Origin of the sequence: Microvirga flocculans ATCC BAA-817 (assembly GCF_000518665.1) — a bacterium.
Lineage (GTDB): Bacteria > Pseudomonadota > Alphaproteobacteria > Rhizobiales > Beijerinckiaceae > Microvirga > Microvirga flocculans.
Genome location: NZ_JAEA01000015.1, coordinates 1 through 21668 on the forward strand (window position 1 = coordinate 1; position 21668 = coordinate 21668).

Consider the following 21668-nt stretch of genomic DNA (forward strand, 5'->3'; position numbering starts at 1 on the left):
CTGCTCACCGAGGACCTCTGGCAGAAGGCCGCCCTGTCCGATCTCATCCAGACCGAACTCGGGCCCTACGAGGACGAGGCCCGCAACCGCATCGTCATCGACGGCCCGCATGTGGAGCTGCCCTCCGAGGCGGCGGTGCCGATCGGCATGGCCATCCACGAGCTGACCACCAACGCCGCCAAGCACGGCGCCCTGTCCACCTTCGGCGGGCAGGTCGAGGTGCGCTGGCGCATCGAGCCCGGCGCGGAGCGCCCGCTGCTGCATTTCGCCTGGACCGAGAAGGGCGGGCCAAGGGTCAGCCCGCCCACCCGCCAGGGCTTCGGCTCAAGGCTCCTCCAGCGCGTCCTCGCAACACAGCTCCAGGCCGACGTCGCCATGAACTTCCCTGAGGAAGGGCTTCGCTTCACCATGACGATGCCCTTGCCAGGCGAAATACCGATCTTCAACGCGGAAAAGTAGGCACCGCCATGTTGCTGAATGCGGAACGCTCGCACCTTCTGGTCGTCGACATCCAGGCCCGCCTGATGCCCGTCATCCACGAAGGCGGCAGACTGATCCTGAACGCGAGCATCCTGCTTCAAGCGGCCCAACGGCTTCGCATTCCCGTCACGGTGACGGAGCAATATCCCAAAGGGCTTGGTTCAACCGTTCCGGAAATCGAAGGCGCTCTGCCCGCCGATGCGGTGACCTTGCCCAAGACGACTTTCTCGGCCGCGCGCGATCCACAGATTGCGGAGCGGATCGCCTCGCTGCGCGGCAAAGGACGACACCAGCTCGTCGTCTGCGGCGCGGAGGCGCATATCTGCGTCCTGCAGAGCGCCCTGGAATTCAAAGGGGCCGGCCTCGAGGTCTTTGCGGTCGGCGATGCGGTTTCGAGCCGTTCGCCACACAGCGTGAGCGCCGCCCGCTCGCGGCTGCTCCATGCGGATTGTCACTGGGTCACGACGGAAATGGTCGCCTTCGAATGGATGTGGCAAGCGGCGACGGAGGATTTCCGGGCGCTCGCTCCCCTCTTCAAGTAGACGACGCGCTTTCCTCGCCTCCTGCGGCGATGAATTCCTTCAGCTCGTCCAGCGATTTGAAGTGGAACACGCCGCTCGGGGTCTGCGCCTCGATCGAGCCGTCCGAGAACATGACGTATTTGTTCTCCCCGGAATTATACGTGCCGACGACGGTATTCGAACGCGCTTCGTCAGAAACGGCCGCTTCCTCGGAAGCGGTCTCCCGCTCGGTCTCTTCGACAACGGCCTCGATGTCGGTGTCGGCCTGTGCCTCGGGCTCGGCTTCGGACGCAATCTCAGAAGAGGACTCGAAGCGACGATCGCGCTCGTCACGGCCCTGCTCCTCCAGGTCGCGATCCTCCGGCCCGGACTCGTAGATGGCGATATCCAGCTCTGTGACGCGCAGATCCCGGTCGGCGTCGCCAAGACGCTCGGCCAGCAGGAAATCCGGCACTTTCATGTCCGGCTCCTCCTCCCCGGAAGAAGGCGTCGTCGTCCTGGGCGGGAACGGGATGACGGGGGCGGCGAGATCCTTCTCCTTCGGCCACTCGGCGGCGGTCACCCGATCCTCCTCGCGGTCGCGCCGCTCCTCGTCCTCGAACAGCGGCAGGGAGGGCTGCGTCTCGTCGGCAGGCTCTGCCCCAGCGGCATCCGCAGCCGCCTTGCCCCCCACCAGACCGCCCAGGAGAGCCCCGATGGAAAGGCCTTTGGAGGTTTTCGACATTTCGACGAACTCGTCCTCGGGGAGGCCATCCTGAAGCTGGGACAGGTGGCCTTCGATCCGTGCCAGCCTGGAAACCGCGGCCGAAATGCCGAGCAGGACCGCGCCGCCGGCTGCGAAGATGCTGCCCGCGATCACCATGGTCCAGCCGCGCTCGACCAGAACAATATCCCATCCGAAGAAGGCAAGCAGCAAACCGCCGAAGATCATCGCCGAAGCGAGGGCCTGAAGAGCGATGATCATGCTGTCTCCATCATACGCAAACTGTTACCTTTCGAGCCAAAGCTATGCCTCTATAGGCAAAAGACAACCGGGAGGGAAGCTTGGGCAGAAAAAAGTCCGGAGCTGGGCCGTTGCTATGATGCCTGCCGCGCTTTAACTAACGCGTCAGGTCGCTCAATCCAAAGGAGACGCCGATATGTCGTTCACCCTGCCCGAACTGCCTTATGCCTATGATGCCCTGCAGCCCTACATGTCCCGGGAAACCCTGGAGTTTCACCACGACAAGCACCACGCTGCCTATGTCAACACCGGCAACAACCTGCTGAAAGGCACCGAATTCGAGGGCAAGAGCGTCGAGGAGGTCGTAAAAGGCTCCTACGGCAAGAATCAGGCCCTCTTCAACAATGCCGGCCAGCATTACAACCACATCCACTTCTGGAAGTGGATGAAACCGAACGGCGGCGGCGCCCTGCCCGGCAAGCTCGAGAAGAAGATCGTCGAGGATCTCGGCTCGGTCGAGAAGATGAAGGAAGACTTCATCCAGGCCGGTGTCGGTCAGTTCGGCTCGGGCTGGGCTTGGCTTGCGGTCAAGGACGGCAAGATCACGATCATGAAGACCCCGAACGGCGAGAACCCGCTCGTGCACGGCGCCCAGCCGATCCTCGGCTGCGACGTGTGGGAGCATTCCTACTACATCGATTACCGCAACCGCCGTCCCGACTACCTCAAGGCCTTCCTCGAGAACCTCGTGAACTGGGAACATGTCGAGGAAATGTTCGAGACCGCGATGAAATAAGCGGCACGATAACGCCGCGTCATACGGGCCTCTTCGGAGGCCCGTTTTGTTTTGCGGACCGTTCCTCTTGCCGTCCCGGTGTAAAGAGCCCGGCTTTTAGGCGATGGTGCTCGCGAGCCTCAATCCCCTCTCCTTCAGGAACTCGCCGAAGGCGTCCGATTTCAGATATTTCAGCTCGTCCTCGCGGCTCTCGACAGCCGGGTCGAGACCGCGCAGCTCGTCGTCCACGTAGCCCGGGTGGCACATGACGAGAGGGACCGGCCCCAGATGCGAGAAGGCCTCCTCGAAGATCCGGCCCGCAGGCACGGAGAGGTCGAACGGGGCGAAACCCGAAAACCCCTTGTTCGTGCGGAAGCCCGCCGCATGGGCGCGCCCGGCGAAGCCCCGGCTCAGGGATTTCACGATGAGGGCTTTGTTGCGCCCGACGGAACGGCGCAGGATCGAAGCGGGGCTGTCGGAAGGGTCTCTCAGCCAGAGACGGCCTGCATAGCCCCGCTCCTTCAGGACCTCGATCAGGACAGGCCCGACGACGGGCAGGACGTGGACATGCTGGTGACCGTCGACGAAATCCGGGTCCGCGCCGTGAGCCTCCACGAAGGCGTCGAGCTGGCGTGCGATCTGCCGGGCGATCTCGGCCGGATCGAGCCGACGCCGAACCGCCTTCGCCAGCAGCTCCTTCAGCGGTGGGAACGTGCCCGAGGGAGCAAGACCCGGCATGGGGCCTAGAGGAGAGCCCGTCGTCAGGTTGAGGTGAAGCCCGATCCCGATCCGGCTCTTGAGAGGCCGCAAGTTTGGGGCCGCGCGACGCCAGCCCGGCATGTTTGTCATCGCACCGGTTGCCGACAGGCGGCCCATCTCGGCCAGCTCCACGATGCCCCGGCTCACCCCATCGGCGAGACCGAAATCGTCGGCACACAATATGACGTTACGGAATTGGCCCATCAATATTCCCGAAATCGGCTTTGCCGCACCCTAATGCTCTTGAGCTGAGCTGCAAACTCGGCTCTTGATGCGGCCCGACAATCGAAGGGTCTCTCCGTGGCGTCGCCCAAGCTCAGCGTCATCATCCCGGTTCACAACGAAAGCGCGAACATCGCGCCCCTGTGCGAGCGCCTCCTGCCGATCCTCGACCGGATCACTGCCCTCTGGGAGGTGATCTTCGTCGACGACGGCAGCCGGGACGACAGCCTGGAGCGCATCCGGGAGATCGGCCTGCGTGAGCCGCGGATCGGCGCCGTCTCCTTCAGCCGCAATTTCGGCAAGGAGATCGCCATCGCAGCGGGGCTCGACCATGCTCGCGGCGATGCGGTCGTGATCATGGACGCCGATCTCCAGCACCCGCCGGAGATGATCGAGACCTTCGTGGAACGCTGGCGGGAGGGCTACCTCATGGTCTATGGCCAGCGCACGGACCGGGCCGACGAAACCCGCGTCAAGCGCGGCTTCGCCCAGCTCTTCTACAAACTCTTCGCCCGCTTCGGAGAGATCAGCCTGCCCGAAGGCGCGGGCGATTTCCGGCTCATCGACCGCAAGGGGGTCGAGGTCCTGCGGACGCTCGGCGAGAAGGCGCGCTTCTCGAAGGGCCTTTATGCCTGGATCGGATTCAAGGCCACCGGGGTTCCCTTCGTGGTGGAGGAACGCCGCTTCGGCACCACCAAATGGAGCTTCAGAAAGCTCTTCCGCTTCGCCTTCGACGGCATGGCCGCCTTCTCGACCGCGCCGCTGCGGATCTGGACCTATATCGGCTTCGTCATCTCCTTTCTCGCCATCGCCACGGCCCTGTTCTTCCTGGTCCGGACGCTGCTGTTCGGCACCGACCTGCCCGGTTTCCCGAGCCTGATCGTCTCCATCATGTTCTTCTCCGGCATCCAACTCATGTCGCTTGGCATTGTCGGCGAATATGTCGGCCGCATCTTCGCCGAGGTGAAGCGGAGGCCGCTCTACGTGGTGGCCGAGCGGATCGGCGGTGCGGCGGAAGTCTCGGATAGCCTCATTCCCGACAACGACCGCATGCGCCGGACCTGACCGATGTTCAAGAAGATCCTCTCCGTCGGCGGCTGGACGCTGGTTTCGCGCCTCACCGGATTCATCCGGGACGTGGTCATCGCGGCGGTGATGGGCGTGGGCCCCATCGCCGACGCCTTCGTGGTCGCCTCGCGCATTCCCAACCATTTCCGCGCCATCTTCAGCGAGGGCGCGTTCAACAGCGCATTCCTGCCCACCTATGCGAGCGTTCTCGAAAAAGAGGGCGCCGCCCCTGCCCGTTCCTTCGCAAGCCGCATCAGCACCCTGATGCTGATCGTGCAGATCGCGCTTCTGGCGCTCGCGCTCGTCGCCATGCCGGCGGTGGTGACGCTGCTTGCGCCCGGCTTCTCCGAGGATCCACAGAAATTCGACTTGGCGGTGACGCTGACCCGCATCACCTTTCCCTATCTCCTCTTCGTCACCCTGGTGACGATCCTCTCCGCGATCCTCAACGCCCATGAGCGCTTTGCGGCGGCCGCGGCCGCGCCCGTGCTGCTCAACGTCTCCATCGTGGCGGCGCTCGCCGTGGCCTTCCTGTTCCCGAATGCGGGCTATGCCGCCGCCTGGGGCGTGACGGCCGCGGGCGTGCTCGAATTGCTGCTGGTCTGGATCTCGGCCAAGCGCCTGGGCGTCGCGCCGAGGATCGAGGCGCCGCGCTTCGATGGGGCCATGAAGCACTTCTTCAAGGTCCTGGGTCCGGCCGTGATCGGCTCGGCGGGCGTGCAGCTTGCCATGTTCGCCGACACGATCATCGCCTCCTTCCTGCCGACCGGCGCCGTGGCCTCGCTCTATTATGCGGATCGCATCTACCAGCTTCCGCTTGGCGTGATCGGCATCGCGGCGGGCACCGTGCTCCTGCCCGAGATGAGCCGCCGCATCGCCGCGGGCGACGTGACGGGCGCCCACGGCGCCCAGAACCGGGCGGTGGGCCTGACCCTGGCCCTCGCCGCTCCCTTCATCGTGGCCTTCATCACCCTGCCCGATCTCATCATGGCGGCCCTGTTCCAGCGGGGAGCCTTCGACGCAGCCGCCGCCGAACGCTCCGGCGCGGTGCTCGCAGCCTATGCCATCGGCCTGCCCGCCGCCCTGCTCATCCGCTCCGCCGTGGCAAGCTTCTATGCCCGCTCCGACACGGTGACGCCGCTGATCGCTTCTCTCGCGGCCGTGGCGATCAATGTGGCGCTGAAGATCGTGCTCACGGGCCCCTATGGAGTCGTGGGACTTGCGCTCGCCACCGCCATCGGCATCTGGGTCAATCTCGCCCTGCTCGTCTTCCTCGCCATGCGCCGCGGCTGGATGGTCCCCAGCGGCTCCCTGGGAAGGACCGCCGCCGCCGTGGGCGTCGCGGGCCTCCTGCTCGCGGCCTTCGCCTGGCTCGCGCCCCTTCCTCTCGCGGAATGGACGTCCCGCCTGCCCGCGTGGCGCAACGAATCCCTGCTCGCCATTCTCGGGATGGCGGGAGCCCTGATCTATGGCGGCGCGCTTCTGGTGGGGATGAAGGCTCTCGGGATCAGGCTGTCGCGGCGCTGATCGGGAGCGGGAACGGCGGCTTATCTTGAAAATTCAGTATTGATGAATCCCGGGTTCCGCTCTTGCGAACCCGGGATCGTCGCTCTTTGCGAACCGATGTCTCAGGCCGCCTTGCCGAGTCCCTTGTCGTGGGCGAAGGCCCAGTAGAGCTCGCGAGCGCGGCGGTAGAAAGGACCGGGCTGGAGATCGCGGCTGTCGATCCGCAGCACCGGCATCACCTTGGAATAATTGCCTGAACCGAAGATCTCGTCCGCGCCGGCAAAATCCTCGTAGCGCAGGGTGCTCTCGACGACCTCGACGCCGTCGTCGCGCAGAAGCTGGATCACGCGCTGGCGGGTGATGCCGTTCAAGAACGTGCCGTTCGGATAAGGCGTGTAGACGACGCCGCCCTTGGCCATGAAGATGTTGGACGTGCCGGTCTCGGCAACGTTGCCGAGCGCATCGCAGACGAGCGCGTTGTCGAAGCCCTTCTCCCGCGCCTCGCGGATCACGCGGGCGTTGTTGGGGTAGAGCGCGCCCGCCTTCGCATCGGTGGGCATGGATTCCAGCGTCGGGCGCCGGAAGCTCGACTTCATGACGGAGAAGCCCCCCGGCACGGGCATCGGAGCCTCGAACAGGGACAGGCAGAACTGGGTCGATTCCGGATCCGGCGCGATGGTGGCAAGGCCCTCGGCCTCGCCCCAGTACATCGGCTTCACGTAGAGCGCCGTGCCCGGAGCGAATTTCTTCACGCCTTCGCGCACGAGATCCATGATAGCCTGGGCTTCCATGGTTGGCTTGAGGCCGATGGTGAGCGCAGAACGGTTGATCCGCTCGCAATGCCGGTCGAGATCGGGGGCGACGCCTTCGAACACCCGCGCGCCGTCGAAGACGGACGAGCCGAGCCACGACACATGCGAACGCGGCCCGATGAGGGCGGGATTGCCCTCATGCCACGCACCGTTGTACCAGTTCCAGGTCTGCGAATACCAAGCCACTTGTCTCAATCCTTATGGGTCAGAGTGTCTGCCCTATCGAACTCCTTACGCCTGCAACCGTCAATCTCCCGACCTCGGGCCCGCACATAAAGTCTTGTGATGGATCCGATGACGAGGACTGATCATTTGCCGCATTATCGCCGCCGTCACTGAATCGGAAGCTCCGCACATGGCCAGTTCATCGATCATTCCAGCCGGGACCCGCGCGGTCATCTTCGACGCTTACGGAACATTGTTCGACGTGCATGCGGCGGTGGGCCGCCACATGGTCCAGGTCGGGCCGGATGCGGCGCGGTTCTCCGACCTGTGGCGCGCAAAACAGCTCGAATATTCCTGGGTGCTGTCCCTCGCCGGCCGCTACGAGCCTTTCTGGTCCTTGACGGAGAAGGCGCTGGACCATGCCCTTGCCCGGTTCCCAAGTATCGACCCCGCGCTGCGACGGCCGTTGCTGGAAGCCTATCGCCGCCTCGATCCCTATCCGGAGGTTCGCGAGACCCTGAGCGCGCTGCGGGCACGGGGCCTGCGCACGGGCATCCTGTCGAACGGCGATCCGGGCATGCTGAACGATGCCGTCACGTCGGCAGGCCTTGCCGGCGATCTCGACATCGTTCTCTCCGTCGATACCGTTCAGGTATTCAAGACGAGCCCTCGGGCATATGAACTCGTGCTCCATGCCCTCTCCCTCCATGCCAGCGACATCGTCTTCGCCTCGTCGAACCGCTGGGACGTCGCAGGCGCCGCCGCTTTTGGATTTCGTGCGGTCTGGGTCAACCGGTTCGGAATGCCCGACGAGTATGCGGACCTGCCGCCTGAAGCCGTCGTTGCCGACCTGACGGTCCTCGGCGCGTAGACTTCCCGCCGCGGCCATGCCCGCAGGCAACCTTCGTTAACCAAAGGACGCCGTGCCACTGATCCAAGGGAGGCCTGAAAACGAATTAAGTGATCCAAAATACAATCCGGGGGCAAACCGTGAGACTGTTCATCTATTCCGAGGCGCGCGCCAAGCTCGATGCGCTCGACCGTTCCCAGGCCATCATCGAGTTCGACCTCGACGGCAATATCCTGACGGCCAACGACAACTTCCTGAGAACCGTCGGCTACGAACTCAAGGAAATCCAGGGCAGGCATCACAGCATCTTCCTCGAACCCGGCGATCGAAGCAGCAACGCGTACAAGACGTTCTGGGCTTCGCTCGCCGGAGGCGCCCATCGGAGCGGCGAGTTTCGGCGGTTCGCAAAAGGAGGCCGGGAAATCTGGCTCCAGGCATCGTACAACCCAGTCCTCGGGCGTCACGGAAAGCCCATCAAGGTCATCAAATTCGCCAGCGATGTCACGGCCCAGAAGCTGCAGAACGCCGACTACGAAGGGCAGATTCAGGCGATCCACAAATCCCAGGCCGTCATCGAGTTCGGCCTGGACGGCGTCATCGCCAAGGCCAACGACAATTTCCTCAAGGCCGTCGGCTACGATCTGGACGAAATTCAGGGGCGGCACCACAGCCTGTTCGTCGAGCCCAGCTATCGCGACAGCGCAGAATACCGCGCCTTCTGGGAAGCTCTCGCACGGGGCGAGTATCAGGCGGGAGAATACCGGCGGGTCGGCAAGAACGGTCGGGACGTGTGGCTCCAGGCATCCTACAACCCGATCTTCGACATGAACGGCAGGCTGTTCAAGGTGGTCAAGTTCGCCACCGACATTACGCTCCAGGTCCAGGAGCGGACGAGGCGCGAAGTCCTTCAGAGGGATATCGATTCCGACCTCGGCGGAATCAGCGCCTCCGTTTCAGAGGCGTCCTCGCAGGCGCTGAGCGCGGCAACCGCATCGAATGAAGTCTCGGCCAAGGTGCAGGCCGTCGCCTCCGGAGCGGAAGAGCTCGCCACATCGATCAACGAAATCAGCCTGCAGGTCAGCCAGGCCCTGAAGGTCTCCATGGAAGCCGTCGCTCAGGCACAGCAGACCAACGCCATCGTCGAGGGCCTCGTATCCGCGTCACAGAAGATCGGAGAGATCGTTGCCCTCATCGACAGGGTAGCCGGACAGACCAACCTTCTCGCGCTGAACGCCACCATCGAGGCGGCACGCGCAGGCCCGGCAGGACGCGGCTTCGCGGTCGTCGCGTCCGAAGTGAAGACGCTCGCCATGCAGACGGCAAGAGCCACCGAGGAGATCGGCAATCAGATTCTCGGCTCACAGACCATGACGCAGGAGGCTGCAGGCGCCATCGAGAACATCGCTGCAACGATCACGAGGATCAACGAGATTTCCGCCGCCATCGCAGCGGCCGTGGAACAGCAGGCCGCCGTTACGCAGAAGATGTCCGCCAACATGCAGGCGGCCGCGGAAGGCGTCGCAGCGATCAGCAGCAGCACGGACGAAATAGCCCGTTCGACCCAGTTCATCGATGAAGCGGCGAGGAAGGTCCGGGAATTCTCCCGCACCCTGGTGTAACGATGAGGTCCGGAGCATTTCCGCTCCGGACCTCTCAGAGGACTTACACGAAAAGCAAATGCCCGGGACAAGCCCGGGCATGACGCAACATGAAAGGCCCGTGTCCGCCTACTTCGCCAGAGCCGCGAGGATGCGCGCCCAGGAGCGGGTGCCCTTGTGGAAGCTCTTGAGATCGTACTTCTCGTTCGGCGAGTGGATACGATCGTCATCGAGACCGAAGCCGACGAAGAGCGTGTCGAGGCCGAGGGTGCGCTTGAAGTCGCCGCCGACGGGAATCGATCCGCCCATGCCGATGACGATCGGGTCCTTCTTCCACTCGTCGTGCAGCGCGGACTTCGCCGCCGTGATCGCCGGGAAGTCGTGCGGGAGAGCGAGCGCGCGCGAGCCCTTGTGCCTGATGAACTCCACGGAGCAGTCGGCGGGAATGCGCTCGCGCACGAAGGTCTGGAAGTTCTCCGAGATCCGCGCCGGATCCTGATCGCCCACGAGGCGGAACGAGATCTTGCAGCGCGCCTCCGCTGCGATCACGGTCTTGGTGCCCTCGCCCGTGTAGCCGCCGATGATGCCGTTCACGTCGCAGGTCGGGCGCGACTGGATCTGCTCGATGAGCATGCGGCCCTTCTCGCCGGCGGAATGCTTCAGGCCCACCTGGCCGAGGAATTCCTCCTCCGTGAGGTTCAGGCCCTTCCACTGCTCCAGCACCTGGGTGGGCGTCTCGTGCACGCCTTCATAGAAGCCGGGGATCGTGATGCGGCCGTTGTCGTCGTGGATCGCCGCGATGATCTTCGACAGCACGTGGATCGGATTGCGCGCAGCGCCGCCGAAGGAACCCGAATGCAGGTCGCGATCGGCGCAGCGCACGATCACTTCCTCATAGACCATGCCGCGCAAGGAGGAGGTGATGGCGGGCGTGTCCTGGTCCCACATGCCCGTATCGCAGACGAGGGCCACGTCGGCCTTCAGTTCGTCCTTGTTGGCCTCGATGAATTCGGGGAGGAACTTCGAGCCGTCCTCCTCCGCGCCTTCGACGAGGAAGGTGATGTTGATCGGCAGCGAGCCGGTCACGGCCTTCCAGGCGCGGCACGCCTCGACGAAGGTCATCACTTGGCCCTTGTCGTCCGAGGAGCCGCGGGCGCTGATGGCCTTGCGGCCGTCGGGCAGGGTCACCAGGCGCGGCTCGAAGGGAGGACGCTCCCACAGATCGAGGGGATCGACCGGCTGCACGTCGTAATGCCCGTAGAACAGCACATGCGGCTTCGCATCGCCCTTGGCATGCGCGACGACGGCGGGATGCCCGCCCGTCTCGCGGAGGGACGCGTCGACCCCGATGCTCTTCAGCTCATCGACGAGCCACTGGCCGGCCGCGCGGCAATGGTCCTTGTAGGCCGGATCGGTCGAGATGGAGGGGATCCTGATCCACTGGAACAGCCGCTCCAGGGAGGAATCGAGATCGGCATCGATGCGCTGGAGAACTTGGTCGAGATGAGACATGACGGGAACAACTCGCTTCTGGAAGGGAGGATTCCATGCTCCCGATCCCCCTTCTTGGCAAGCCCCGCCGGGCGGTTCCCGGAGGCGTCGCTTTTCGCTGGAGTGGAAATCGGCTCTAAAGCGAGCCGTTCGGGCAGATGAGCGCCGCGAGCCGCGTCTGGACGACACGATACGAGCTCATGTGCAGGCCGTCACGGGTGGCGCCGGGCTGCGCGGTGGCTCCGTCCTCCTCACGAAACGTCATGAAGGGGTCCACGAATTCGCAGCCCTCCTTGGCGCAGAGAGCGCGGAGGCGCTCGGAATAGGCCGCGACCGCCGGGATCTCGAAGCTCTCGCCGAGGCTGGGGCCGATCGGCGGCAGGGCCGTGACCACTACCCGCTTCGCCACCTTGCCGAAGAGCGCAACGGTGCGCGCGACGCTCCGCTCGAACGCGCTCATCGTCCGAGGCGACAGGGGATCCTTGCTGTGGCTGACATCGCCGGTGCCGATGGTCAGAACGACGATTTCGGGATGCGCCGCGAATTCGAGCCGCCGCGCCACGTCCTCATAGAGCTCCGCCCTCGCACCGGAGACGCCGCCGTTCACGACCTCCCGGCCGCAGAGCCGGTAGGCGGCGTTCATGAGTTCCGCATGCGAGTCCCCTGCCATGAAGATGAAGCCCTTGCGCGCCTCGTCGAGCTGGGTGTTGATCGTCTGAAGGCGCCGCTCGGCATAAATCTCGGCGCGGTCGCCCTCCCCCTCCCGGCCCCCGGCCCAGAGGGCCAGGCCGCAGCACAGGGCGATGATGGAAAGCGACGCCGCCACCCAGCGGGGATGGCGTCCGGCCCAGCCGGCGGAAAGGGCAGGAATGGTGAATCCGATAGACATCACATCGGCGGCGTTCGCAACACTCCTTCATGGAGCCCTCGAACACTACAGAATTACGTAGCGACCGTTCAATATCGGGCAGTCCTCGCAACCCGATATTGAGAACCGATGTGATATTTTTGTCCTATCGCCGGAGCAGGCCGCCCAGGGTCCCGCGAACGATGGCGCGGCCGATGGAGCCGCCCTGGCGGCCGCCGATGGATTTGCCGATCTCCGCGGCGATGTTGCCGACCGTCTGGTTGACCACGGTGCGCGTCACTTCGCGAACGACCTTCTGCCCGACCGTCATTGTGCCCTTGCGCTGCGAACCGGCGCCGAAGAGGCCGCCCAGCATGTCGAGGATGCCGCCGCCTTCCTCAGCCGCCTTGGCCTCGGCGGCGGCCTGCTCGGCGCGCTTGGCGAGCATCTCGTAGGCGGATTCCGGATCGATGGGCTGATCGTATTTCCCCTTCATGGGGCTCGAAGCCATGATCCGCCGCCGCTCCTCGGCGTCGATGGGGCCGACCTGGGCCATCGGCGGAGCGATGAGCGTGCGCTCCACCATGGAGGGCGCGCCCTTGCCTTCCAGAGTCGACACGAGAGCCTCGCCGACGCCGAGCTCGGTAATGGCTTTCTCCGTATCGAAGGCGGGGTTCTGCCGGAAGGTCTGGGCCGCCACGCGCACCGCCTTCTGCTCGCGCGGGGTATAGGCCCGCAGCGCATGCTGGATCCGGTTGCCGAGCTGCGCCAGGACGGTCTCGGGAATATCGACCGGGTTCTGCGTGATGAAGTACACGCCGACACCCTTGGAGCGGATGAGCCGCACCACGCGCTCCACCGTCTCGATGAGGGCTTTCGGCGCGTCGGCGAAAAGAAGATGCGCCTCGTCGAAGAAGAAGACCATCTTCGGCTGGTCGAGGTCGCCCACCTCCGGCAGCTCCTCGAACAGCTCGGACATGAGCCAGAGCAGGAAGGTGGCGTAGAGGCGCGGATTGTTCATCAGCTTGTCCGCCGCCAGGATGTTCACGACGCCGCGTCCGTCGCGATCCGTGCGCATCAGGTCCTTGATGTCGAGGGCGGGCTCCCCGAGGAACTGGTCGCCCTGCTGGTTCTCGAGCACCAGAAGCTGGCGCTGGATCGTGCCGACAGTGGCCTTCGAGATATTGCCGTAGGTGGTCGTCAGCTCGCTCGCATTGTCGGCGATGAGCTGAAGCAGCGCGCGCAGGTCCTTCAGGTCGAGAAGCAGGAGGCCCTGCTCGTCGGCGACGCGGAAGGCGATGTTGAGCACGCCCTCCTGCGTGTCGTTCAGATCGAGCAGGCGCGAGAGCAGCAGCGGCCCCATCTCGGAGATCGTCGCCCGCACCCGGTGTCCCTGCTCGCCGAAGAGATCCCAGAACACCACGGGAAACTCGTCGGGCGCGTAGTCGATGCCGATTTCCTTCGCGCGCCTGACCAGCGGCTCCTTGCCGTTGCCGGGGGCCGCGATGCCGGAGAGATCGCCCTTGATGTCGGCGGCGAAGACGGGAACGCCCGCGCTGGAAAACCCTTCGGCCAGCACCTGGAGGGAAACGGTCTTGCCGGTGCCGGTGGCTCCGGTCACGAGCCCATGCCGGTTGGCCAGCCTCAGATCCAGATATTCAGGCTTGGTGCTTTTGCCGATGAAGATCTTGCCGCCCTCGAGCATCGTATCCCTCCAGAATCGAGATAGGATCTTAAAGGCCTCATGGCGAGTTTCCACTCTCGGGTTTCTTGATTTAACGGTTCATATGTGAACTATCGGTCCCGTTCCAGCTTCAGGAGAATCAGATGGAAGAGCTCATTGCCCGCGTGACGCAGAAGACGGGCCTCGATCAGGCGACAGCCCGCAAAGCTATCGGCATCATCCTCGCCTATCTCCAGAAGGAAGGGCCGCAGAACGAGGTCAGCCAGCTCATTGCCGCCCTGCCGGGCGCGCAGGACGCCATCGACCAGTCCAAGTCCGGCGGCGGTGGCGGCCTCATGGGCATGGTGGGCGCCATGGGCGGCGGCGTGATGGCGCTCGGCGGCCAGCTCATGGGCGCGGGCGTTTCCATGGGCCAGATGCAGCCCTTGGGCAAGGAACTCTTCGCCTATGGCCGCGAGAAGGCCGGCGAGGACGTGATGGGACCCATCGTCGGCTCCATCCCCGGCCTGTCGCAGTTCGTTTAAGGACTCCGTTCATAGCCGGGCGTTCCCGGCCTGGACATGGCGAAAGCAGGTCTCGGGGCAGCCTGGGACCTGCTGACATAATTCCATCCCAACCTTCGTCGATCCTCGTCCATTTGGGCATTTCCACTGCCATCCGAGCCCGGTATTGTGCGCCGCAAATCGAGCCCCTCCTCCGGATGAGGACCGCCATGGACGACCTTTCTTTTGCCTCTGATTTCCCCCCAGCGACGCGCGAGCGCTGGCTTGCGCTGGTGGAGGGGGTTCTGAAGGGGGCGGATTTCGAGCGAAGGCTGGTCTCGCGCAGCGCTGACGGGATCGCGATCCAGCCGCTCTACCCGAAGGCCGAAGGAGCGCCGCGGGTCGACCGGGCGCAGGCCGGGCGCTGGCGCGTGGCGCAGCGGGTCGACCATCCCGATCCGGCCAAGGCCAACGAGCTCGCCCTGCTTGATCTCGAGGGCGGCGCGGATGCGCTGACCCTCGTCACCCGCACGGCCCCGGCCGCCCGCGGCTTCGGCGTCGCGATCGACAGCCTGGCGGATCTCGACCGGGCGCTTGACGGCGTCATGCTCGACCTCATCCACCTGCGCCTCGATGCGGGCGGGCACGGCCGCCCGATGGCGGCCCTGCTCCTGGCGCTGGCCAAGCGCCGCGGCCACACGCTTTCCGATCTCTCCCTCGATCTCGGCCTCGACCCGCTCGGCGCCCTGGCGGCCCAGGGCAGGATGTCGGCCTCCTGGGACGCGGTGGCGGGCCGCATGGCCGACACGCTCGGCCACCTGACGGCCCGGGGCTTCGCCGGCCGGGCCTTCCTGGCCGACGGGCGCGTCCATCACGAGGCCGGCGCCAGCGAGGCGCAGGAGCTCGCCGCCGTGCTGGCGACGGGCGTGAGTTATCTGCGCGCCCTCGCAGCGGGCGGCCATACCCTTGATGCCGCCCGGCGGGCGCTCGCCTTCCTGCTCGTGGCCGATGCGGACGAATTCTTCACCGTGGCCAAGTTCCGGGCGCTGCGCCGCCTCTGGGCGCGGGTCGAGCAGGCCTGCGGCCTGGAGCCGCAGCCGATCCGCCTGCATGCGGAGACCGCCTGGCGCATGACCACGCGGCGCGACCCGTGGGTGAACATGCTGCGCACCACGGTGGCGGCCTTCTCCGCCGGGATCGGCGGGGCGGATGCGCTCACGGTGCTGCCCTTCACCACGGCCCTGGGGCTGCCCGACGCCTTCGCCCGCAGGGTCGCGCGCAACACGCAGCTGATCCTGCTCGACGAGGCGAACCTCGCCCGCGTCGCCGATCCGGCCGCCGGCGCGGGCGGCTTCGAGGCGCTCACCGAGGCCCTGTGCGAGAAGGCCTGGGCCCTGTTCCAGGAGATCGAGCGCGAGGGCGGCCTCCTGGAGAGCCTGCAGGCCGGCCAGCTCCAGGCCCGCATCGCCACCGTGCGCGCGCAGCGCGACAAGGCCGTCGCCACCCGCAAGGAGCCGATCACCGGCACGAGCGAATTCCCGAACCTCGGCGAGGCCGCAGTCGCCGTGCTGATGCCGATGCCCGCGGCGCAGGAGAACTCGACGCAGCAGAACCCGGCCCCGTCTCCGGCTCCCGCCCTGGCGGCCCCGGCCGAGACCGCCTTCTCGGCCCTCGTCGCGCGGGCAGGCGAAGGCGCAGGCCTCGCCCACCTGGCCGGCACCGCCGCGGGCGCCGCCCCCGTGGCCGTCGCCCCCCTGCCCTCGACCCGCACCGCCGAGCCCTTCGAGCGCCTGCGCGACCGCTCCGACGCCATCCTGGCCAGGACCGGGGAGCGCCCCAAGGTGTTCCTGGCCAATCTCGGGCCGGTCGCCGCTTTCACGGCGCGGGCCACCTTCGCCAAGAACCTGTTCGAGGCCGGCGGCCTCGAGGCCATCATGACCGACGGCTTCTCGGGAATGGATCAGCTCGCCGCGGCCTGGCGCGGTAGCAAGGCCCGGCTCGCCTGCCTCTGCTCGAGCGACGAGATCTATGCGTCGCACGCCGTCGAGGCGGCGCAGGCCCTGCGCGCGGCGGGATGCGACGCCGTCTATCTGGCGGGCCGCCCGGGCGAGCTGGAGGCGGCGCTCGCCGCAGCCGGGGTTTCCGCCTTCGTCTTTGCGGGCTGCGACACGCTCCAGGTCCTGACGCAAGCGCTCGGGACGGCCGATGCCTGACGCGCCCGAATCCAGGCCGCGCCCGCGCCGCGCCGATAGCCTCGCCCGGGCGCCTGGCCTACACTTGACCCTCCTCGATCCGCTTCACCGGCAAGGGCCGTCTCTGCCATGACCAGCATTCCGGATTTCGCCCGCATCGCTTTCGCCGACGCCCCCCTGGCCGCCGCACCGGCCAAGGCCGAGCCCTGGCTGACGCCGGAGGGCATCGCGGTAAAGAACGTCTACGGTCCCGAGGATCGCGCCGGGCTCGACTTCCTCGACACGTATCCGGGTCTCGCGCCTTACCTGCGCGGTCCCTACCCGACCATGTACGTCAACCAGCCCTGGACCGTGCGCCAATATGCCGGCTTCTCCACGGCGGAGGATTCCAACGCCTTCTACCGCCGCAACCTGGCAGCCGGCCAGAAGGGCCTCTCGGTCGCCTTCGACCTCGCCACCCATCGCGGCTATGACTCGGATCATCCGCGCGTGGCGGGCGACGTGGGCATGGCGGGAGTCGCCATCGACTCCATCTACGACATGCGCACCCTGTTCGCCGGCATCCCGCTCGACCAGATGAGCGTGTCGATGACCATGAACGGCGCGGTGCTGCCGATCCTCGCGCTCTACATCGTCGCCGCCGAGGAGCAGGGCGTGCCGCCGGAGAAGCTCGCCGGCACGATCCAGAACGACATCCTCAAGGAATTCATGGTGCGCAACACCTACATCTACCCGCCCAAGGGGTCGATGCGCATCATCTCGGACATCTTCGCCTATACCTCGGCCCACATGCCGAAGTTCAACTCGATCTCGATCTCCGGCTACCACATGCAGGAGGCGGGCGCGACGCAGGACCTCGAGCTCGCCTACACGCTCGCCGACGGCGTCGAGTACATCCGCGCCGGCCTCGCGGCGGGGCTGACCATCGACCGGTTCGCGCCGCGCCTGTCCTTCTTCTGGGCCATCGGCATGAACTTCTACATGGAAGTCGCCAAGATGCGCGCCGCGCGCCTCCTCTGGGCGAAGCTCGTGAAGGGGTTCAACCCGCAGAGCGAGAAGTCGCTGCCCCTGCGCACCCATTCCCAGACCTCCGGCTGGTCGCTCACCGCGCAGGACGTGTTCAACAATGTGGTGCGCACCTGCGTCGAGGCGATGGCGGCCACGCAAGGCCACACCCAGTCGCTGCACACCAACGCCCTCGACGAGGCGCTGGCGCTGCCCACCGACTTCTCGGCGCGCATCGCCCGCAACACACAGCTCTTCCTGCAGCAGGAAAGCGGCACCACGCGCATCATCGATCCGTGGGGCGGCTCCTATTACGTGGAGCGCCTGACCTGCGAGCTGGCGCAGAAGGCGTGGGCCCACATCCAGGAGGTCGAGGAACTCGGCGGCATGGCCAAGGCCATCGAGGCGGGCATTCCGAAGCTGAAGATCGAGGAGGCCGCCGCCCGCACCCAGGCGCGCATCGATTCCGGCCAGCAGAGGATCGTCGGCGTGAACTGCTTCAAGCCGACGGACGAGGCGTCCATCGAGATCCTCAAGGTCGACAACGCCGCCGTGCGCGTCAGCCAGATCGAGAAGCTCAGGCGGCTCAAGGCCGAGCGCAACCAGGCCGATGTGGATGCGGCGCTCACCGCCCTGTCGCAGGTCGCGGCTTCCGGCGAGGGCAACCTGCTCGCCCTGGCGGTGCAGGCGGCGCGCGCCAAGGCGACGGTGGGCGAGATCTCGGAGGCGCTGGAAAAGGTCTGGGGCCGGCATCGCGCCGAGATCAAGGCGATCTCGGGGGTCTACAAGCGGGAGGTCGGCATGGGCTCGCCAGCCGTGGAGAAGGTCCGCCGCCTGGTGGAGCAGTTCGAGCATGACGACGGGCGCCGCCCGCGCATCCTGGTCGCCAAGATGGGCCAGGACGGGCACGACCGCGGCCAGAAGGTGATCGCCTCGGCGTTTGCCGATCTCGGCTTCGACGTGGATATCGGCCCGCTCTTCGCGACCCCGGCGGAGGCCGCGCGCCAGGCGATCGAGAACGACGTGCACATCGTCGGCGTGTCCTCGCTCGCGGCGGGCCACCTGACCCTGGTGCCGGAGCTGAAGGCGGAGCTGGAAAAGCTCGGCCGCGCGGACATCATGATCGTGGTCGGCGGCGTGATCCCGCCCCAGGACTTCGAGGCGCTCACCAAGGCCGGAGCCTCCGCCATCTTCCCCCCCGGCACCGTCATCGCCGACGCCGCCGAAAACCTCATCGCCGAACTCAACGCAAAACTCGGATACAAAACGAAAATGGCGGCGGGGTGATATCCGCGCGACGCAAGAACCTGACAACCAGAACAGGGGCAACGATGCTGGGGGCACCTTGAAGGAGGTTCGCCATGGGTCGTGTGCAAGACAAGGTTGCCATCGTGACCGGGGCCGCGCTGGGCCTCGGTGAGGCCTCGGCAGCGATGCTGGCCCGGGAGGGTGCGAAGGTCGTCGTTACCGATATCAGGGATGTGGAAGGCGAAGCTGTCGCGAAGAAGATCCGGGATGGGGGCGGAGAGGCGCTCTACCTTCATCACGACGTCGCCCAGGAAGCAGCGTGGGAGCAGGTCATGAAGAAGACGCTCTCCCGCTTCGGGCGGCTCGACATTCTGGTCAACAATGCCGGTGTCGTGCATTCCTGCGTCCCCGAGGAAGAGACGCTGGAGCGATGGCGCAGGCTGATGAGCATCAATCTCGACGGCGTCTTCCTCGGCACGAAGCACGCCATTCCCGCCATGCGGCAGAAGCAGCCGTCGGGAGGTTCGATCATCAACCTCTCCTCCATTGCCGGTCAGATCGGCATTCCCGACATCGGCGCCTATTGCGCATCGAAGGGAGGCGTGCGGCTCTACACCAAGTCGGTGGCGCTCCACTGCGCGAAGCAAGGATGGAACATCCGGGTGAACTCCATCCATCCCGGCTATATCTGGACGCCCATGGTGGAGCACTATCTGGCGGAGCACGGCGACGTGGAAGAAGGCCGCAAGGCCACAGGCGCTCTCCACCCGCTCGGGCATGTGGGACAGCCGGACGATATCGCCTACGGCGTTCTCTATCTCGCCTCGGACGAGTCGAAATTCGTCACGGGCGCAGAGCTCGTGATCGACGGCGGCTATACGGCGCAGTGAACGCTGAACGCTTGCAGGGCATGCGGCTCCCGATGGCAGCAGTTCCATTCGTCATCGGGCCGGCGCGGAACCGAGATGTGGCTGCACGATGCATGGCTCGCGCGGCAGGCACAGACAAACGTCCGAAGCTGACCAGGCAGGGTGAACCGCAGCCCTTGAGCGAGCAGCGCGCGATATCGGGCGAGGGCTCTAACCCTGTGCCCGCTCGATCGCGCGCTTGATCACCTGCTGCACTTCCTTGTTCGTCAGGAAGAGATCGTGGTTGATGATGCCGCCGCCGAATTCCGAGGCATCGGCCACGCGCACGCCCAGGGATTCCAGCCGCTCGCGATCGGCCGCGCCCGCGCGAACGATGCCGCCCGCGAGGCGGCTCGACACGGCGAGCGCGCGGTCGTTGGTGGAGCTGATGACCGTGATCTTCTTCGCATCCGGCCCCAGGCGCTCCAGGCCCCGCGCGAAAAGATCGATGTCGATGTCGGGCGCCGCCAGCACCACTGCGCCGATGCGCTCCATGGCGCTCTCGCCGCCGGAGGCGCGCAGCATGCGCAGGGTTTCGAGCGTGAGAAGCGTTCCCATGCTGTGGGCCACGATGTGGATGCGTCCGCCGCTCGGCGTCCTGGCGATGGCGGTCAGCAGGTCCTCCAGCGCATCGCGCGACCACATGGCGCTTTCGCGGTCGGCCACGTAGCTGAAGGTCGAGGCGGCGGAGGGCCAGGTGAAGAGGCCCGTCACGCCGGGAAACCTGATGCCTTCCGAGAGATCGATGGTCGAGGTGGCCGCCGTCTCGAAGCTTTCGCGATAGCCGTGGATATAGAGCAGCAGGTTGCGGCCGAAGGCCGCCTGGGCGAAGGCCTGGGCCGCGTTGCCGCGCTCCATGTTCTCGACCTTCGCGATGCTCCAGCCCCCCGCCGTGACCCGCCCGAGGAGGGAATCGGACGGCGGCGTGAGGCGCGCCTCCGCGAAGATCAGGTCCGGGGACCGCTCGCTGCTGAACCAGGGCTTCGCCGGCGGGTCGCCGACCGGCAGGCGCGTGGTCGCCACGAGAAGCTTCGGATCACGCTCCAGGCCGACGCGCGACGAGGCGGGGCTGACGAGCGCCGAATCCTCTCCCAGGCAGCCGGACAGGGCGAGGCTCGCAAGGCAGACAGCGGCAAGGCGGGAAACGGTGGGGATCATGAGGCCGGAGATTCGAGGAACGGACGAAAGAAGGATGACCCCGCTCTTTTCGCCTCGATCATGGCATGCGCAAGGCAAGTCTTGGCCTTGGCGGTGTCCGAGAAGCAGCAAGGTAAAGCAATGGTGAACGAGGAGGCCGGTGGGCCGCCTTGATGGCCGGGGAAGCGGCCCGTACCTTGCCTTCATGCTCGCCGCCTTCGCCCGCATCCTTCTCGTCATTCTCGGCCTTTTTCTCCTCCCCCTGGGATCCCATGCCCTCTGGTGGGCCATGCGCGACGATGTCGCGCCGAGCTGGCGCGCCGCCGACTGGTCGAGCGCCGAACTCCTGCCCGCGGCCTCCGAAGCGCCCCAGGCCATGGTGGCGGTCTATGCGGCGCGGGTCGGCCGCTGGCGCGGCATCTTCGCCCACCACACCTGGATCGTCGTGAAGGAGGCCGGCGCGAGCCGGTACACGCGCTACGACAAGGTCGGCTGGGGCAGCCCGGTGCGGACCAACGGCTGGGCGCCGGACGGGCGCTGGTTCGGCAATGCGCCGCAGCCCGTCGTCGTGATCGAAGGCGCGGAGGCGGAGCGGCTGATTCCGCAGATCCGGCAGGCGGTGGCGAGCTATCCCTACCAGACCCTTGGGGCCTACAACGCATGGCCCGGCCCGAACTCCAACACCTTCGTGGCCCATGTGATGCGCTCCGTTCCCGAACTCGGCGCGGCCCTTCCGCCCACGGCTCTCGGCAAGGACTGGCAGCCCTGGCGGGAGATCGTGGGCTTTACCCCGAGCCGCACCGGCATCCAGATTTCGCTGGGCGGCTATGCCGGTCTCGCACTCGGCTGGGTGGAAGGCATCGAGATCGACTTCATGGGCCTCGTGGCGGGAATCGACATCCGCCGCCCTGCCTTGAAAATTCCTGCCTGGGGACGAATCGGCGTGGACGCGATCACGTGGTGAAAGCCGAGGCC

19 protein-coding genes are annotated in these 21668 nt (G+C 66.1%); 12 read left to right on the forward strand and 7 right to left on the reverse strand.

Annotated features, from left to right (window positions below; all coding sequences use genetic code 11):
• On the forward strand, window positions 1-459 hold a 459-nt coding region (locus L879_RS0116045), incomplete at its 5' end, for a sensor histidine kinase (RefSeq protein WP_027317012.1).
• Between the two features lie 8 nt (window positions 460-467).
• Entirely contained in the window at window positions 468-1022 is a 555-nt protein-coding gene (locus L879_RS0116050) for an isochorismatase family protein (RefSeq protein ID WP_027317013.1), read from the forward strand.
• Here the strand turns inward: L879_RS0116050 and L879_RS24010 are convergent.
• Window positions 1015-1965, reverse strand: coding sequence for a hypothetical protein (locus L879_RS24010; RefSeq protein ID WP_027317014.1), 951 nt, complete (start codon window positions 1963-1965; stop codon window positions 1015-1017). The two genes, L879_RS0116050 and L879_RS24010, sit on opposite strands and share 8 nt — an antisense overlap.
• Before the next feature lie 175 nt (window positions 1966-2140).
• On the opposite strand from L879_RS24010, the gene L879_RS0116060 reads away from it, so the two are divergent.
• A complete protein-coding gene (locus tag L879_RS0116060; protein WP_027317015.1) occupies window positions 2141-2740 on the forward strand; it encodes a superoxide dismutase in 600 nt (199 codons plus the stop codon).
• Between the two features lie 96 nt (window positions 2741-2836).
• Here the strand turns inward: L879_RS0116060 and L879_RS0116065 are convergent, their stop codons facing one another.
• Window positions 2837-3682, reverse strand: coding sequence for a ChbG/HpnK family deacetylase (locus L879_RS0116065; protein WP_027317016.1), 846 nt, complete (start codon window positions 3680-3682; stop codon window positions 2837-2839).
• 96 nt (window positions 3683-3778) lie between these two features.
• Here L879_RS0116065 and L879_RS0116070 point away from each other — a divergent pair, with 96 nt between their 5' ends.
• Window positions 3779-4765: a glycosyltransferase family 2 protein gene (locus L879_RS0116070; protein ID WP_027317017.1), complete on the forward strand. Its 987-nt coding sequence runs from the start codon at window positions 3779-3781 to the stop codon at window positions 4763-4765.
• A 3-nt stretch (window positions 4766-4768) separates the two neighbouring features.
• Complete coding sequence (gene murJ / locus L879_RS0116075) at window positions 4769-6295, forward strand: murein biosynthesis integral membrane protein MurJ (RefSeq protein ID WP_027317018.1); 1527 nt, start codon at window positions 4769-4771, stop codon at window positions 6293-6295.
• Between the two features lie 101 nt (window positions 6296-6396).
• Here the strand turns inward: murJ and L879_RS0116080 are convergent, their stop codons facing one another.
• Complete coding sequence (locus L879_RS0116080) at window positions 6397-7272, reverse strand: branched-chain amino acid aminotransferase (RefSeq protein WP_027317019.1); 876 nt, start codon at window positions 7270-7272, stop codon at window positions 6397-6399.
• 169 nt (window positions 7273-7441) lie between these two features.
• On the opposite strand from L879_RS0116080, the gene L879_RS0116085 reads away from it, so the two are divergent.
• Together L879_RS0116085 and L879_RS0116090 are read left to right on the forward strand one after the other, a co-directional pair.
• Window positions 7442-8122: a haloacid dehalogenase type II gene (locus L879_RS0116085; protein ID WP_035459884.1), complete on the forward strand. Its 681-nt coding sequence runs from the start codon at window positions 7442-7444 to the stop codon at window positions 8120-8122.
• 119 nt (window positions 8123-8241) lie between these two features.
• Entirely contained in the window at window positions 8242-9720 is a 1479-nt protein-coding gene (locus L879_RS0116090; protein WP_027317021.1) for a methyl-accepting chemotaxis protein, read from the forward strand.
• 108 nt (window positions 9721-9828) lie between these two features.
• Here the strand turns inward: L879_RS0116090 and L879_RS0116095 are convergent, their stop codons facing one another.
• The 3 genes from L879_RS0116095 to L879_RS0116105 form a co-directional block, all read right to left on the reverse strand.
• Window positions 9829-11211: a M20/M25/M40 family metallo-hydrolase gene (locus L879_RS0116095; protein ID WP_027317022.1), complete on the reverse strand. Its 1383-nt coding sequence runs from the start codon at window positions 11209-11211 to the stop codon at window positions 9829-9831.
• A gap of 115 nt (window positions 11212-11326) precedes the next feature.
• On the reverse strand, window positions 11327-12079 hold the full coding sequence (locus L879_RS21915; RefSeq protein WP_051435362.1) for an SGNH/GDSL hydrolase family protein: 753 nt from the start codon (window positions 12077-12079) through the stop codon (window positions 11327-11329).
• Window positions 12080-12203: 124 nt separating this feature from the next.
• The gene (locus tag L879_RS0116105; RefSeq protein WP_027317023.1) at window positions 12204-13742 is read right to left on the reverse strand and encodes a helicase HerA-like domain-containing protein; all 1539 of its coding nucleotides are present in this window, start codon (window positions 13740-13742) and stop codon (window positions 12204-12206) included.
• Between the two features lie 122 nt (window positions 13743-13864).
• Here L879_RS0116105 and L879_RS0116110 point away from each other — a divergent pair, with 122 nt between their 5' ends.
• From L879_RS0116110 to L879_RS0116125, 4 genes are all read left to right on the forward strand, one after another.
• Window positions 13865-14245 (forward strand): DUF2267 domain-containing protein, encoded by a 381-nt coding sequence (locus tag L879_RS0116110; RefSeq protein ID WP_027317024.1) that lies wholly within the window; start codon window positions 13865-13867, stop codon window positions 14243-14245.
• A gap of 188 nt (window positions 14246-14433) precedes the next feature.
• On the forward strand, window positions 14434-16416 hold the full coding sequence (locus L879_RS0116115) for a methylmalonyl-CoA mutase subunit beta (protein ID WP_027317025.1): 1983 nt from the start codon (window positions 14434-14436) through the stop codon (window positions 16414-16416).
• A gap of 108 nt (window positions 16417-16524) precedes the next feature.
• A complete protein-coding gene (scpA, locus tag L879_RS0116120; protein WP_027317026.1) occupies window positions 16525-18687 on the forward strand; it encodes a methylmalonyl-CoA mutase in 2163 nt (720 codons plus the stop codon).
• A 74-nt stretch (window positions 18688-18761) separates the two neighbouring features.
• Window positions 18762-19538, forward strand: coding sequence for a glucose 1-dehydrogenase (locus L879_RS0116125; protein ID WP_027317027.1), 777 nt, complete (start codon window positions 18762-18764; stop codon window positions 19536-19538).
• Between the two features lie 189 nt (window positions 19539-19727).
• Here L879_RS0116125 and L879_RS0116130 read toward each other — a convergent pair whose 3' ends face one another.
• Window positions 19728-20714, reverse strand: coding sequence for an alpha/beta hydrolase (locus L879_RS0116130; protein ID WP_035459886.1), 987 nt, complete (start codon window positions 20712-20714; stop codon window positions 19728-19730).
• Between the two features lie 184 nt (window positions 20715-20898).
• On the opposite strand from L879_RS0116130, the gene L879_RS21920 reads away from it, so the two are divergent.
• The gene (locus tag L879_RS21920; protein ID WP_035459898.1) at window positions 20899-21657 is read left to right on the forward strand and encodes a DUF3750 domain-containing protein; all 759 of its coding nucleotides are present in this window, start codon (window positions 20899-20901) and stop codon (window positions 21655-21657) included.
• Window positions 21658-21668: the final 11 nt, after the last annotated feature.